This window comes from Sphingopyxis sp. NFH-91, assembly GCF_021401285.1.
Lineage (GTDB): Bacteria > Pseudomonadota > Alphaproteobacteria > Sphingomonadales > Sphingomonadaceae > Sphingopyxis > Sphingopyxis terrae_A.
The window spans coordinates 1-13,632 of the sequence record NZ_JACBGA010000008.1 but is presented as its reverse complement, the minus strand read 5'-3'; the positions used below and the strand labels follow the sequence as shown (position 1 = coordinate 13,632).

Sequence of the window (13,632 nt, the reverse complement as noted above, 5' to 3'; positions counted from 1 at the left end):
TCGTTGCTTCGGCATGGCTACGCATGGTGACAACAGGATCAACGGCAAGCCGCCCCACCCGGCGGAGGAAGCCGAAGTCGTGCGCCGCACGAATGGCAGCTTTCCGGGGACGGACAGCGACCAGTGGCATCGCACGCTGACCGGTCGGCAGTCGCCCGAGCCGGTGAGTGCGAAGCTGCGCATGATCTATGGCAGCGTCGTCGCCGAAAAGCTTCCCGACCAGATGCTCGATCTTTTGGCCCAACTCGATCAGAAAAGCCCTAAACTCTGATGACCCGCCCTGCTGCTGCGCCGCGTTCGCAGGAAAATCACAGCCTGTCGGACGGCGAATTCAAGGCGCTTCTCGCTGGCGTCATCCCGCATCTGCGCGCTTATGGGCGCAGCCTGTCGGGCAATCCCGATTTGGCCGACGATCTGACGCAAGACACGATGGTCAAGGCGTGGGCGTCGCGTGCGCGCTTCGAACGCGGCACTTCGATCAAGGCGTGGACCTTCGTCATCCTGCGCAACACCTTCCTTTCGCAGATGCGCCGCAACAAATTTCACGGCGAATATGACGAAACAACCGTCGAACGCACGCTGTCGACCCCGGCGTCGCAGGAAGATTCGGGCGAGATGGCGGATCTCCAGCGCGCGCTGATGGAATTGCCGCAGGACCAGCGCGAGGCGCTGATCCTCGTCGGTGCCGGCGGTCTGTCCTATGAGGAAGCGGCGCAGATTTGCGACTGCGCGCTCGGCACGATGAAAAGCCGCGTCTCGCGCGCGCGCACCGCGCTCGAAGAAATCATGGATCGCGGTCAATTCTCGCAGCGCCGATCCGACGCGGTACCGGCGAGCGAGGCGATGGATGCAATCATGGACAGCGTCGAGGAAATCACCGCGCGCCGCGAAGCCGCGAACCGCTAGCGCGCCACGCATCCTCTCGACTTTTCCGGGCGGGCGCGCCAGACTGGCCGCCCACCTCCCCAGCAAAGCGAGCCTTTTCATGCAGAAAATCCCCGCCCTTGCGCTATCGGCCGCACTGGCCGTCGCCGCCTGTTCGACCGGAACGCCCAGCAACGCGGCCACCGACAGCGCCGCGCTCGACACCTCGGGCGCGCAGCCCGCGACCGCGCTCGCCGATGCGCCCTTCACGGTGCAGGAGGCAGCGGCCTTTAACGAGCCCTGGGCGATGACCTTCCTGCCCGGAACGCGCCTCGCGCTCGTCACCGAAAAGTCGGGCAAACTCAAACTCTGGGAAGAAGGCGGCGCCGCGCGCGATGTCGCGGGGACACCCCCGGTTCTCTACGCCGGTCAGGGCGGGCTCGGCGATGTAATCGTCGCCCCCGATTTCGCGCAGAGCGGTACCATTTACTTGAGCTGGGCCGAAGCCGGCCCCGGCGACACCGCCGGCGCGGTGGTCGGCCGGGCGAAGCTGGTCCAGGGCGCCGCGCCGCGCCTCGACGGGCTGGAAGTGATCTGGAAACAGGACCCCAAAGTGCCCGGCCGCGGCCATTATTCGCACCGCCTCGCCTTCTCGCCCGATGGCCGATATTTGTTCATCGGTTCGGGCGAGCGGCAGAAGTTCGATCCGGCGCAGGACATGCAGGCCAATCTCGGCAAGATCCTGCGCCTGAACCCAGACGGCAGCGTCCCCGCCGACAACCCCTTTGCTTCCGCAGGCGGCGTGACCGCGCAAATCTGGTCGCTTGGTCATCGCAATATCCTGGGCCTCGCGTTCGATGGGACAGGCCGGCTCTGGAACCAGGAAATGGGGCCGAAGGGCGGCGACGAGGTCAATCTGGTCGCGGCAAAGGCCAATTACGGCTATCCGATCGTGTCGAACGGCGATCATTATGACGGCCGCGACATTCCCGATCATCCGACCCGCCCCGAATTTGCCGCGCCGAAGCTGTGGTGGAACCCCTCGGTGTCGCCCGCGGGGCTCGTCTGGTACGGCGGCGACGCCTATCCCGGCTGGAAGAACAGCCTGCTGATGGGCGCACTGTCGGGCGAGGGGCTGATCCGTATGGCGATCGACGGCGACACGCTGCACAAGTCCGATCGCTGGGACTTCGGCGCCCGTATCCGCGAGGTCGAGGTGCGCGACGACGGCAGCGTCTGGCTGCTGACCGACGGCAAGGACGGCAAGCTGCTGAAGCTGGTCCCGAAGGCCTGACTGCCGCGCCGACGATGATCCGCAGCTATCTCTCGAGGCGCGCCCTTTGGCCGGCGCGCGTGCCCGACCCCGACGCCCCGCCGCGGCTGGCGCTGCTCTGGCGTGAGGCGGGATCGCTGCTGCGCGCGCTCGGCGGACGCGTCCGGCCGATGCCGCCCGAACCCAATCCCGACAGTGCCCACCCGCCGGTGATGGTGCTGCCGGGCTTTCTGTCGGGCGACTGGTCGACGAAGGCGCTGCGCGCCGACCTGCGCCGCGCGGGCTTTCGCTGCTATGCCTGGGGCCTCGGCTTCAACCGCGGCGCGACCGCCGACATCGTCGACCGTATCGATGCGCGCGTCGAATGGATCATCGCGCGCACCGGGCGGCCGCCCGCACTCGTCGGCTGGAGCCTCGGCGGCATCTATGCGCGCGAATATGCCAAGCATCACCCACACAAGGTCGCGCGCGTCGTCACGCTCGGTTCGCCCTTTTCAGGCAGCCGCCGCGCCAATCGCGCCTGGCGGCTCTATCATCTGATCGCGCGCCACCCGGTCGACAATCCCCCCATCGACTTCCACCCGGCGCCGCGCCCGGAAATGCCGACCTTTGCCTTATGGTCCAAGCATGACGGCGTCGTCGCGGTGAACAGCGCGCGCGGCCTGCCGCACGAAAGCGACCGGCAGATCGAGGTCGAATGCGCACATATGGGCTTTGCCTATGCCCCGACCTCGGTCGCCGCAATTGCCAAGGCGTTAACCGAAGAGATAGGCTGATGTGTGATAGGCCGGCGACAGAGCTAGCCAAAGGAATGCACCGATGCTGACGATCTTTGCAACACTCGCGCTCGCGATGCAGGGCGCCGCCGCGCCCGCCGCCTGTCCGCCCGCGGTCGTCACGGGCAACGCGCAGAGCGCCCGCGTCGCCGTTTATCGCTCGCCCAGCCTGGCCGCGCGCAAGACCGACCGGCTGCGCGCGGGAACGCGCGTCATGGTGTGCGGCGAACAGGGCGGCTGGGCGTGGGTCGCCTATGCCAGCCGCCGCAACAGTTGCGTTCCCGCGCGCGGGGCGACCTGCGCTACCGGCTGGGTCGACCGCCGCCGCCTTGCCGCGCTCGGATCCTGATCGAACCGGCCCTCAGCACCCTCAGCACCCTCAGCAAACATCGATCCGCTCGCCCGGCGCCGCGCGCCACACGAACAGCGCGCGCCCGGGGCGCCGTCCCGCGGTCCCCGTCGGTACGAAGCCGACCGCGCGCAGCAAAGCTTCGGACCGCGCATTGCCCGGCCGGCATTCGGCGACGACCGTCGCGCCGCGCCGTGCCGCCGCAATCTCGCGCACCGTCGCACCGACCGCTTCGCGCGCCAGCCCTTGCCCGCGCGCGCGCGCCGCAAACCAGTATCCGACCTCATATTCGCCCGCGCCGCGGCGGTGGACGCCGATGACCCCGGCGAGCCCCGCCGCGTCGCGCACGGCGTGGAAGACATCGTCGCCGCGCGACCGCGCGATCAGCGCGGCGGCTTCGTCCTTGGTGAAGGGTTCGGGCAGGAAATGGACCTGCGACGTCACCGACGCATCGGTGATCGCCCAGAGGTCGGCGGCATCATCGGCGACCAGCCGGTCGATGCGGCATCGCGGGGTGGTGAGGCGGATCAAAGTCTCTGTCATCGCAAGCGTCTCTTCTAAAAGGCGCGCCGTGACAGAGGGGGTGCGGTTTCATGATGATGACCATTCGCCTTCCGACACGGCGGCCATGGTCATGATGAATGATGCCATGCCGCTCCTTAGGTAAAGGAGCGCCAATACGCCTTGAATCGAAGGGATCGGTCGTTGGTCATCGCAGCGGTGCCTATCAGGCGCCGGCGCCGCGATCAAGCGCGCGATCAGCCCGCGCGCTGCGCCGCGAGCAGATAGTTCAGCGCTTCGCTGCCGCCGAGCTTGAACCCGCGCGCTGCCGATGGCGCGAGGCCGGTGCGATCGACGACTTCAAGCCCCGCCGCCGCGAGGAGCGCGGTCAATTCTTCGGGCTTCAGAAACTGGTCCCAGTCGTGCGTGCCGCGCGGCACGGCGCCGATCCGCTCGGCCGCCTCGACGAGCAGCAGCTTCGACAGGGCGGTGCGATTGGGGGTCGACAGGATCATCAGTCCGCCGGGCGCCAGGCGCGCGGCAAGTTCGGCGATGAAGGCCGCCGGATCGGCCACATGCTCGACCACCTCCATCGAGGTGACGAGGTCGAAGGTCGCGGGCGGCAGTGCCGCCAGTTCGCCCGCATGATAGTCGATTCCCAGCCCCTGCCCGGCCGCATGCGCGCGCGCCGCGGCGATATTTTCGGGTGCGGCATCAACCCCCGTCACCGCCGCCCCCATCCGCGCAAGCGGTTCTGCAAGCAGGCCCGCACCGCATCCGACGTCGAGCGCGCGCTTGCCGGCGAGCGGCTTCAGATCGCGGCTGTCGGTCAGCCAATGCGCGTCGATCCGGTCGCGAATATAGGACAGGCGCACCGGGTTGAGCTTGTGCAGCATGGCGGACGAGCCGTGCGGATCCCACCAGTCGGCGGCGAGCGCGCCGAAATGGGCGGCTTCGTGCGGATTGATTGTCGTAGCGCTCATAGAGCGCGATTTGGCACCCCGTCCGGCGCGGCACAAGACTTATCGGGATAGAATAATCGTTCGGCGGATACCGGCGCTCCTGTTGCGAACGGACAAGAAAAAATATCCTGATGGTATAATCTGTCGGCCTTGCCATCGCGCTCCCCCTTCCCTAACAGCGCGGTCGCCGCGGAAATCCTTGGAAGTTGCGGCCGAAACCAGTTTGCGAAAAGGCGGGACGAGATGGCACGGATCGTGATGAAATTCGGAGGCACGTCGATGGCGGGCACCGAGCGGATTCGCACCGTCGCGAAACTGGTCGCGCGCGAAGTGGCACAGGGCAACGAGGTGGCCGTCGTCGTCTCGGCGATGGCTGGCGAGACCGACCGGCTCGTCAATTTCTGCCGCGAGGCGAACCCGCGTTACGACCCGGCGGAATATGATGTCGTGGTAGCGGCGGGCGAACAGATCACGTCGGGTCTGCTCGCGCTCACGCTGCAGGCGATGGGCGTTCCCGCGCGCAGCTGGCTCGGCTGGCAGCTCCCCATCCGCACCGAAGAGGCGCATGCCCGCGCCCGCATCCTCGATATCGAAACGGGCGCGCTGCTCGCCGCGATGGGCCGCGGCGAAGTCGCGGTGATCCCGGGCTTTCAGGGGATGATGGACGATGGTCGCATCTCGACCCTGGGGCGCGGCGGATCGGACACCAGCGCTGTCGCGGTCGCCGCGGCGGTCGAGGCCGATCGCTGTGACATCTACACCGATGTCGACGGCGTCTATACCACCGACCCGCGCATCGTCGCGCGCGCCCGGAAGCTCGATTATGTCACCTATGAAGAAATGCTCGAACTCGCGAGCGTCGGCGCCAAGGTGCTCCAGACGCGCTCGGTCGGCCTCGCGATGAAGATGGGCGTGCGCGTGCAGGTGCTTTCCAGCTTCGTCGAGGGCGACGAGGCACCCAAAAGAGGCACGATGATCGTCAGCGACGAGGAAATAGAGGAACATCAGATGGAACGGCAGCTGATCACCGGCATCGCCCACGACAAGAATGAAGCGAAGATCATCGTGACGCGCGTCCCCGACCGTCCGGGCGGCGTCGCCAACATCTTCGGCCCGCTCGCCGCCGCGGGGATCAACGTCGACATGATCATCCAGAACGTCGGCCGCGACAAGGGCGAGACCGACGTGACCTTCACCGTTCCCGCCGCCGACCTCTTGCGGTCGATCGACCTGCTCGAAGCCGCGAAGGACAAGATCGGCTTCAACCGCATCCTGTCGGACGACAAGGTCGCAAAGATCAGCGTCGTCGGCGTCGGCATGAAGAGCCACGCGGGCGTCGCCAGCACGATGTTCCGCGCGCTCGCCGATCGCGGCATCAACATCCAGGCGATCTCGACCAGCGAGATCAAGGTCAGCGTGCTGATCGACGAGGATGAAACCGAACTCGCGGTGCGCGTGCTCCACACCGCCTACGGCCTCGACGCCGACTGATTGCGGCCCGCAGGGGAGGCTTCGGCGGCCGGGCCGGTCAGTCCTTGTCGCCGACCTCGACCAAGCCGTGGCCGACGCTGACGCGTTCGTCGAAGACGAAACAGCTGCCCTGCCAGCGGCTGTCGGCCTCCGGTATCTGCTCCAGATAGGCGAGGATGCCGCCTTTCAGGTGAACGACATCGGCGACGCCTTCGCTTTTCAGGAAGGCGGTCGATTTTTCGCAGCGAATGCCGCCGGTGCAGAACATCGCGACGCGCTTCCCGGCGAAATCGGCGGCATGGTCGCGCCACCAGCCGGGAAAATCGCCGAAGCTTTTCGTCTGCGGGTTCACCGCGCCCGCGAAGCTGCTATAGCCGACCTCGAAATCGTTGCGCGTGTCGATGACGATCGTGTCGGGATCGTCGATCACCGCATTCCAGTCGGCCGGCGCGACATAGGCACCCACCTCGCGCGCCGGGTCGACCCCCGGCACCTTCATCGTCACGATTTCCTTTTTCAGCCGCACCTTCAGCCGCTGAAAGGGCATGGCTGCGGCGGATGAATATTTGACGTCGAGCTCGGCGCAGCCGGGCAGCGCGCGGATATGCGCGATGACTGCAGCGATACCTTCGGCGCTCCCCGCGATCGTCCCGTTCACCCCTTCCCGCGCGAGCAGCAGCGTGCCCTTCACCCCCTGGGCCGCGCAGAGATCAAGTAAGGGCGCGCGCAGCGCGGCGGGGTCGTCGAACGGCGCGAAACGATAGAGAGCGGCAACAGTGAAGGTCATCGGCGCGCCCCATAAACAAAAGCCGCCGTCATTGCGAGGAGACCTTAACCGAACGGATCGTGCCGCGCGGTCGCGTAATGCGCCATCGCCATCGTCGTCCACTGCGCATTGACGCGGATGCAGGTCGGAAAGACGCTGGCGTCGGTGACGATGACATTGGTCGTGCCGTGGACGCGGCAATCGGGATCGACCACGCCTGCGTCGGGATCGACGTTGATCGCATTGCCACCGTGCGGGTGGCTGCTCGACAGCGTCACATCGTCCGATTCGCGGATCGCCGTTTCGAAGAAGCCGTCGATGTCCATGTCGGGGGTCAGCCGCTGCCCCTTGGTCAGCGCCGGATAGCATTCGATCGCTCCGGCGGCGAAATGCACCTTGGTCAGCGTCGCCATCGCGCGGCGCAGCAGCGGCAGGTCGGTATCGCGGTCGAGCTCGAATTTCAGCTTGCCGTCCTTGACCCGTCCGCGCCGGTCGGCGGGGAACAGGATGCCCGCCGAATGGGCGCGGCCATAGTTGCGCATCCGCTCGCTATGGTCGGTGAACCAGCCCGGCATCAGCGACGCCATCGCCATCGGCGGCTGGAAATGGCTTTCGAGCAGGAAATCGCCGCAATCGACGTAGCTCGACATCTGGTCCTCGTCCCAGGCATTGCAGCCGACGCCCTCGGGCATCAGCGCCACGACCGGCGAGGCGATGTTGAGCGACACATTATGCCCGGTGCCGTCGATGTCGCTGCGGTCGAGCAGCTTCGACGAGGCGATGGTGCCCGCCGCGACGACGACGCCGACCCGCGCGCGCACCGTGCGGCGGCTGCCGTCGGGCAGGATCAGCTTCACCCCCTCGGCCTCGCGCCGTCCGTCGATGCTCGTCTGCCAGACGATCCGGTCGACCTTCGTTTCCGGCACGATGCGCGCGCCATGGTCGCGGCACGCATCGGGCAGATAGGTCTGCGCCATGCCGAGCCGCCGGCCATAGGCGCAGCCCGAATTGCAATAGCCGCAATAGGCGCAGGCTTCCGGCGTGTGCGGCGGCCCGAAATTCTTCGCGAACCAGTCGGCGACCGCGCGCTGTTCATTGGGGTCCGACGATCCGGCGGCATAGGCGTGCCAGCCGTTTATCAGATGGGGGCCATTATGCCGCCCGGCGCGCGCCTCGATTGTCCCGATATGCAGCCGGTCGCGGATCGCGTCATAGCTCGCGTGAAAGGCGTCGGCATCAATCGGCGCGCCGATGCTCGCCCATCGGGCCAGCACATCAACCGCATCGGGGTGTGTCCGCCCCGCCTCGTTGACGCGCAGGCAGATGCCGTTGTTGATCGTCGACGATCCGCCGACGCAGCGCCCCTGAAAGACGATGAAGTCGCGGTTGGTCGAGGTTTGCAGCGCGCCATGCTTGTAAAGCTGCGCCACCATGTCGAGTTCGTGGTGCGTGATGCGCGGCGAGGGATAGAAGGGCCCCGCCTCGACGATCAGCACCTTGTAGCCGCGCGCGGCGACATTGTGCGCAGCGACCCCGCCGCCTGCGCCCGATCCGACGACGACGACGTCATATTCGTCGCCCAGCGTATCCGCATCCAATATATGCGCGGGATCGATCTCGCGCCCCTCGACGCGAGTGATCGCCATGTCGGCGGGGCCGCGCACGCGGAATTTGGGCAGCGTGAAGCCGATCTGCTGGTGCACCGGATTGGCGGCGTTCGCCTGCTGGTCGCCTGCCTCGACCCCCGGCTGCCAATGCCCGTAATAGCAGGCGTAAACGATACCGCGCAGCCGGGCCATGTCCTGAAACAGGTCGATCTGACTGTTCTGCAGCCGGTTGCGGATGCGGTGGGCGCGCGTCTCGACATCGACCGCCGCGAACAGCGGGCCGAGCACCAGTTCGGTCGCGGTCAGCGACAGGCGAATTTCGTCGAGCTTGGTGCCGCCGACCTTCGCGAACAATTCGGTAATGTTCGCCACCACCTGATCGGCGGAGATGACCATCGGCGCGCCGTGGAACAGCGCCTCGGTCAGCGCCTTCAGAAATTTGAGTTGCCCGAAATTGAAAGGTGCCGACATCGCCCGTCCCCCGCTTCAGCCGCCCCGGATCATCCGCCAAAACCCGGCGATGGCAAGCGCCGAATTGCCGCCGCATTAACCCTGCCACACCCCCGTCAGCGCACCGCCACGGTCAGATGGGCGAGCTGGCGGATATCGGCCAGCCGCGCGCGCAGGTCCGCCGCGCTCATCGCCCCTTCGACCTCGACGATCGCCGCGCAGGCATCGGGGCCGACGCGCCAGACGTGCAGGTCGGTCAGCCGCACGCCCGCGGCTGTGTCGATCCGGCTGCGCAGCGTGGCCGCAATCGTCGCATCGGTCGTATCGAGCAGCACCTCGGCGGTATCGCGCATCAGCGACCAGGACCAGCGCGCGATCACCAGCGCGCCGACGATCCCCATCATCGGGTCCATCCACCCCAGCCCCAGATAGCGCCCGGCCAGCAGCGCCGCAATCGCCAGTACCGAGGTCAGCGCATCGGCGAGCACATGGAAATAGGCCGACTTCAGATTATTGTCGGCGCCATGGTGCGCATGATGGCCGTGCGCATGGTCGTCATGGCCATGATGATGATCGTGATGATGGTGATGCCCGCCCATCAGAAGCAGCGCGCTGACGATATTGACGATCAGCCCGATCACCGCGACGAGCGCGGCGGCCGAAAAATCGACCGCCACTGGATCGATCAGCCGCATCGTCGATTCGACCGCGATGCCCAGCGCGAAGATGCCGAGGATCAGCGCCGAGGCAAAGCCCGTCAGATCGCCGACCTTGCCCGTCCCGAAGCTGAAGCGCGGGTCGTGCCGGTGCGTCCGCGCATAGCGATAGGCGATCGCCGCCAACCCCAGCGCGCCCGCGTGCGTCGCCATGTGAAAGCCATCGGCGAGCAGCGCCATCGATCCGGTCAGATAACCGGCGACGATCTCGCCGACCATCATCACCGCGGTCAGCAACACCACCCACAGCGTGCGCCGGGCATTGGCGTCATGCGACGCGCCCAGGAAATCGTGCCGGTGTTCGCCCTCACCCACGGTCGCGGCGGCTCCTATTCGCTGCAAGCATATTTCTGGAACAACGCATTGCGGATCGAACTGACCGCCGAATATTTGAGGCTGGTCGTCCGGCCGTTCCAGTACGCGAGAACAGTGTTGCGCAGTTCGAGGGCGGTCACGCCTTCAGGCGGGCACAGATTGCTGTCGGCCATCTTCGTGTCGCCGTACAATTTGATCGCGTCGTGAACTGCCATGATGAAATAGTCGCACGCGGACACATCGGCGTCATCCTTCGACACGCACAGATCGTGGACCTCCTGCCCGGTCTTGAACACGCCGCTCGACGGCGTGCTGTCGGGCGCGGCGGTAGCCGGCCCTGCTAGTGCCAGTGCTGCGGACGCCAGCAAGGCAGAAAAAACGGAATGACGCATGGCAATTTTCCCCCGAAAAAATCGCGACCCGCGGGCTACTTAACCCGCGGATCGGGGGTTGCCAATCTCAGGCGGCGCCTTTTTTCGTTGCGCAGCAGCAACCGCGCCGGCGCTGCCCGTGAATCAGAGACAGGGGCCGTATTTCCTCTGGTTGTCGAAGCCATAGTACCAATAACGCTTGCCCGCGGTACCATTGCTCTTGGTACAGGAATCAGTGCCCGAACGGCTGGTGTCGCGTGCGTTGCTTCGCCGTCCGCTGCTCGGCTGATACATGCCGGCATCGCTCGGCGGTGCCTGCCGGTTCGCAACGGGCGGCGTCGGCCTGGCGGCCGCAGCCGAGCGGCGCTGGCTGTTGCCCAACCGCACGGCATAGACATCGGCATTGATGCAGGCGCGCGAATCGCCCCGGCCGCAGGCCTTGCGCGCCAATTCCATCGCGAACGCATTGTTCCCCGCCTCGCCCTCGAAATCGGCGGCAAGCGAACAATCCGCCGGCTTTCCGACTTGGCACAGCTTGCGATAGACGGTCGCGCGTTCCGCCGCGCCATAGGAATTGGGTTTCTTCGACATCGTGTAGGCAAGGCCGCAACTCATGCTGTCGCCGCCCATACAGCCGCGTTTCGCATAACGAGCGACCGTCGCGGTATCATTTTTCGGATAGCCCGGCTTGCTCAGCCACACCTTGCCTGCATAGCGCCCGCATTGCGCGGCATCGCCCAGATCGCACATTCGCAGATGATAGGACGCCGCCTTCACCGGATCGGCGGCAACCACGCGCCCGAAATAGTACCGCCAATACAGTTCTTCGCAGCTCGGCACCGCGCCGCCCGAACATTCGCCTTCGAGCGCTTGAACACTGCGCTTGGCGACCGGCACGCTCTCGGCCGACGTCGCTGCGGACGCCAGACCCGCCGCTGCGCACAGCGACAGAATGGATCGAAACATGATTCCCCCTTCTCGACCCACGCCAAGCATAGGGGACTCGCCAGGCAATTCAACCGCTGCGGCTTTTCGGTGCGGCGCTGCCGTTACGCAGCCTTTTTCGCCAGCCGGTATTTGTGCAGCAGCGGCTCGGTATAGCCCGACGGCTGCGTCACGCCTTCGAAGATCAGCGCCCGCGCGGCCTGATAGGCGATGCCCTCTGGCGTCAGCTTTTCGTACAGCGGATCACCCGCATTCTGCGCATCGACCTTCGCCGCCATCCGCGCGAGCGCCGCATCGACCTGTTCGGCGGTGCAGACACCGTGGAGCAGCCAGTTGGCGAGCGCCTGGCTCGAAATGCGCAAGGTCGCGCGGTCTTCCATCAGGCCGACGTCGTCGATGTCGGGCACCTTCGAACAGCCGACGCCCTGGTCGATCCAGCGCACGACATAGCCCAGAATGCCTTGGCAATTATTGTCGAGTTCGCGCGCGACCTCGGCCTCGCTCCAGTTGCGCCCGGTCGCGACCGGGATCGCCAGCAGCCGGTCGAGCGACGGCACGGCCTCGCCCGCAATGTCCTTCTGCCGCGCGAACACGTCGACCATATGATAATGCAGCGCATGCAGCGTCGCGGCGGTCGGCGACGGCACCCAGGCGGTGTTCGCGCCCGATTTCGGATGGCCGATCTTCGCGTCGAGCATGCCGCGCATCAGGTCGGGCATCGCCCACATGCCCTTGCCGATCTGCGCCTTGCCCGAAAGCCCACAGGCCAGCCCGATGCGGACGTTGCGGTCCTCATAAGCGGCGATCCAGTCCGAGGCCTTCATCTCGCCCTTCGGGATCATCGGCCCCGCGCGCATGCTGGTATGGATCTCGTCGCCGGTGCGGTCGAGGAAGCCGGTGTTGATGAAGACGATCCGGTCCTTCACCGCCGCGATGCAGGCGGCAAGGTTCGCGCTGGTGCGGCGCTCCTCGTCCATCACGCCGACCTTGATCGTGTGACGCGCGAGGCCGAGCATATCCTCGACCGCGTCGAACAGCCGGTCGGTGAAGCCGCATTCCTCTGGCCCATGCTGCTTGGGCTTGACGATATAGATGCTGCCCGCCCGGCTGTTGGTCCGGCTGCCGAGCCCCTTCAGATCGTGCAGCGAGCACAGGCTCGTGATGACCGCGTCGCACAGCCCCTCGGGCGCTTCCGATCCATCGGGGAGACGGATCATCGGCGTCGTCATCAGATGGCCGACATTGCGCACGAACATCACGCTGCGCCCGTGCAGCGTGAAGGGCGTGCCGTCGGGCGCGGTCCATTCGCGGTCGTCCGCCATGCGGCGCGTCATCGTCTTGCCGCCCTTGTCGAAGCTTTCGGTGAGGTCGCCGCGCATCAGGCCGAGCCAGTTGGTGTAGCCCAGCGTCTTGTCCTCGCCATCGACCGCCGCGACGCTGTCTTCAAGATCGATGATCGTCGTCAGCGCGGCCTCGAGCACGACGTCGGCGATGCCGGCGGGGTCGCCGCCGCCGATCGGACTCTTCGAATCGATCACGAGTTCGATGTGCAGCCCGTTGTGGCGGAGCAGCAGCCCGCCCGGCCGGCGCCCGACAAGCTGCGACGGATCGCCCAGCACCGGATCGCCGCCCTGCCAGTCGGCCCAGCTTCCCGACGCCAGGGGCGCGGCTTCGTCGAGAAACGCCTTTGCCCGCGCGATCACCGCCGCGCCGCGTTCAGGGTCGTAGCCGCCGGGCTTGGCCGGCGGCGCATCGAGCGCGTCGGTGCCGTACAGCGCATCGTAAAGGCTGCCCCAGCGCGCGTTGGCGGCGTTCAATGCGAAGCGCGCATTGAGCGCCGGCACGACGAGCTGCGGCCCCGCCATCGTCGCGATTTCGGGATCGACATTGACAGTGCCGACCGCGAACGGCGCGGGTTCGGGGACGAGATAGCCGATTTCGCGCAGAAAATCCTGATAGGCTGCGGCGTCATGCGCCTGCCCCTCGCGAGCCCGATGCCAAGCGTCGATCTGTGCCTGCAAATCCTCACGCTTCGCGAGCAGCGCGGCATTTTCGGGCGCGAAGGTGCCGAGCAACGTTGCTAAATCCGACCAGAATTTGGCGGTATCGACGCCGGTTCCCGGAATCGCCTTTTCCTCGAGGAAGGAGACGAGACGCGAATCGACGGACAGGCCGCTGCGGTCGAGGAAATCAATCATTCAAGCACCCTTTGGTCAGCGCGATTGCGCGGATGGACCCGGGGAGGAAAGGGCCGCCGCCCTATGGCG

General features: G+C 66.4%; 14 protein-coding genes. 6 read left to right on the top strand and 8 right to left on the bottom strand.

The window, feature by feature from the left end; genetic code table 11:
- The first annotated feature begins 13 nt into the window (after nucleotides 1-13).
- The 5 genes from L0963_RS16205 (at nucleotide 14) to L0963_RS16185 (ending at nucleotide 3,262) form a co-directional block, all read left to right on the top strand.
- Nucleotides 14-271: a NepR family anti-sigma factor gene (locus tag L0963_RS16205; RefSeq protein ID WP_058812440.1), complete on the top strand. Its 258-nt coding sequence runs from the start codon at nucleotides 14-16 to the stop codon at nucleotides 269-271.
- The gene (locus L0963_RS16200; RefSeq protein WP_062900873.1) at nucleotides 271-906 is read left to right on the top strand and encodes a sigma-70 family RNA polymerase sigma factor; all 636 of its coding nucleotides are present in this window, start codon (nucleotides 271-273) and stop codon (nucleotides 904-906) included. The genes L0963_RS16205 and L0963_RS16200 overlap by 1 nt, the downstream gene beginning before the upstream one ends.
- 79 nt (nucleotides 907-985) lie before the next feature.
- Nucleotides 986-2,158, top strand: coding sequence for a PQQ-dependent sugar dehydrogenase (locus L0963_RS16195; protein WP_234180522.1), 1,173 nt, complete (start codon nucleotides 986-988; stop codon nucleotides 2,156-2,158).
- Nucleotides 2,159-2,217: 59 nt separating this feature from the next.
- On the top strand, nucleotides 2,218-2,913 hold the full coding sequence (locus tag L0963_RS16190) for an esterase/lipase family protein (protein WP_234180520.1): 696 nt from the start codon (nucleotides 2,218-2,220) through the stop codon (nucleotides 2,911-2,913).
- 43 nt (nucleotides 2,914-2,956) lie between these two features.
- Nucleotides 2,957-3,262 carry a hypothetical protein gene (locus tag L0963_RS16185; RefSeq protein ID WP_062900876.1) on the top strand — a complete coding sequence of 102 codons (306 nt, stop codon included), beginning with the start codon at nucleotides 2,957-2,959 and terminating at the stop codon, nucleotides 3,260-3,262.
- 30 nt (nucleotides 3,263-3,292) lie between these two features.
- Here L0963_RS16185 and L0963_RS16180 read toward each other — a convergent pair whose 3' ends face one another.
- Nucleotides 3,293-3,805, bottom strand: a complete 513-nt coding sequence (locus tag L0963_RS16180) for a GNAT family N-acetyltransferase (protein ID WP_062900877.1) — start codon at nucleotides 3,803-3,805, stop codon at nucleotides 3,293-3,295.
- A gap of 215 nt (nucleotides 3,806-4,020) precedes the next feature.
- Entirely contained in the window at nucleotides 4,021-4,746 is a 726-nt protein-coding gene (ubiG, locus tag L0963_RS16175; RefSeq protein ID WP_062900878.1) for a bifunctional 2-polyprenyl-6-hydroxyphenol methylase/3-demethylubiquinol 3-O-methyltransferase UbiG, read from the bottom strand.
- A 222-nt stretch (nucleotides 4,747-4,968) separates the two neighbouring features.
- On the opposite strand from ubiG, the gene L0963_RS16170 reads away from it, so the two are divergent.
- Nucleotides 4,969-6,216, top strand: a complete 1,248-nt coding sequence (locus tag L0963_RS16170; RefSeq protein WP_003038658.1) for an aspartate kinase — start codon at nucleotides 4,969-4,971, stop codon at nucleotides 6,214-6,216.
- 37 nt (nucleotides 6,217-6,253) lie between these two features.
- Here L0963_RS16170 and trhO read toward each other — a convergent pair whose 3' ends face one another.
- From trhO to L0963_RS16140, 6 genes are all read right to left on the bottom strand, one after another.
- On the bottom strand, nucleotides 6,254-6,982 hold the full coding sequence (gene trhO, locus L0963_RS16165) for an oxygen-dependent tRNA uridine(34) hydroxylase TrhO (protein ID WP_326490195.1): 729 nt from the start codon (nucleotides 6,980-6,982) through the stop codon (nucleotides 6,254-6,256).
- 44 nt (nucleotides 6,983-7,026) lie between these two features.
- Complete coding sequence (locus tag L0963_RS16160) at nucleotides 7,027-9,039, bottom strand: GMC family oxidoreductase N-terminal domain-containing protein (protein WP_234180518.1); 2,013 nt, start codon at nucleotides 9,037-9,039, stop codon at nucleotides 7,027-7,029.
- Between the two features lie 95 nt (nucleotides 9,040-9,134).
- Nucleotides 9,135-10,049, bottom strand: coding sequence for a CDF family Co(II)/Ni(II) efflux transporter DmeF (gene dmeF, locus L0963_RS16155; protein ID WP_234180517.1), 915 nt, complete (start codon nucleotides 10,047-10,049; stop codon nucleotides 9,135-9,137).
- Between the two features lie 14 nt (nucleotides 10,050-10,063).
- The gene (locus L0963_RS16150; protein ID WP_234180515.1) at nucleotides 10,064-10,417 is read right to left on the bottom strand and encodes a Rap1a/Tai family immunity protein; all 354 of its coding nucleotides are present in this window, start codon (nucleotides 10,415-10,417) and stop codon (nucleotides 10,064-10,066) included.
- Nucleotides 10,418-10,564: 147 nt separating this feature from the next.
- The gene (locus L0963_RS16145; RefSeq protein ID WP_062900881.1) at nucleotides 10,565-11,386 is read right to left on the bottom strand and encodes a hypothetical protein; all 822 of its coding nucleotides are present in this window, start codon (nucleotides 11,384-11,386) and stop codon (nucleotides 10,565-10,567) included.
- 83 nt (nucleotides 11,387-11,469) lie between these two features.
- Nucleotides 11,470-13,563, bottom strand: coding sequence for a malate synthase G (locus L0963_RS16140; protein ID WP_062900882.1), 2,094 nt, complete (start codon nucleotides 13,561-13,563; stop codon nucleotides 11,470-11,472).
- Nucleotides 13,564-13,632 lie beyond the last annotated feature (69 nt).

Coding starts and splice junctions, on each gene's coding strand:
- L0963_RS16205 (WP_058812440.1), top strand. CDS start 14: ATGGCTACGCATGGTGACAACAGGATCAACGGCAAGCCGCCCCACCCG.
- L0963_RS16195 (WP_234180522.1), top strand. CDS start 986: ATGCAGAAAATCCCCGCCCTTGCGCTATCGGCCGCACTGGCCGTCGCC.
- ubiG (WP_062900878.1), bottom strand. CDS start 4,746: ATGAGCGCTACGACAATCAATCCGCACGAAGCCGCCCATTTCGGCGCG.
- L0963_RS16145 (WP_062900881.1), bottom strand. CDS start 11,386: ATGTTTCGATCCATTCTGTCGCTGTGCGCAGCGGCGGGTCTGGCGTCC.
- L0963_RS16180 (WP_062900877.1), bottom strand. CDS start 3,805: ATGACAGAGACTTTGATCCGCCTCACCACCCCGCGATGCCGCATCGAC.
- L0963_RS16185 (WP_062900876.1), top strand. CDS start 2,957: ATGCTGACGATCTTTGCAACACTCGCGCTCGCGATGCAGGGCGCCGCC.
- L0963_RS16160 (WP_234180518.1), bottom strand. CDS start 9,039: ATGTCGGCACCTTTCAATTTCGGGCAACTCAAATTTCTGAAGGCGCTG.
- trhO (WP_326490195.1), bottom strand. CDS start 6,982: ATGACCTTCACTGTTGCCGCTCTCTATCGTTTCGCGCCGTTCGACGAC.
- L0963_RS16140 (WP_062900882.1), bottom strand. CDS start 13,563: ATGATTGATTTCCTCGACCGCAGCGGCCTGTCCGTCGATTCGCGTCTC.
- L0963_RS16170 (WP_003038658.1), top strand. CDS start 4,969: ATGGCACGGATCGTGATGAAATTCGGAGGCACGTCGATGGCGGGCACC.
- L0963_RS16200 (WP_062900873.1), top strand. CDS start 271: ATGACCCGCCCTGCTGCTGCGCCGCGTTCGCAGGAAAATCACAGCCTG.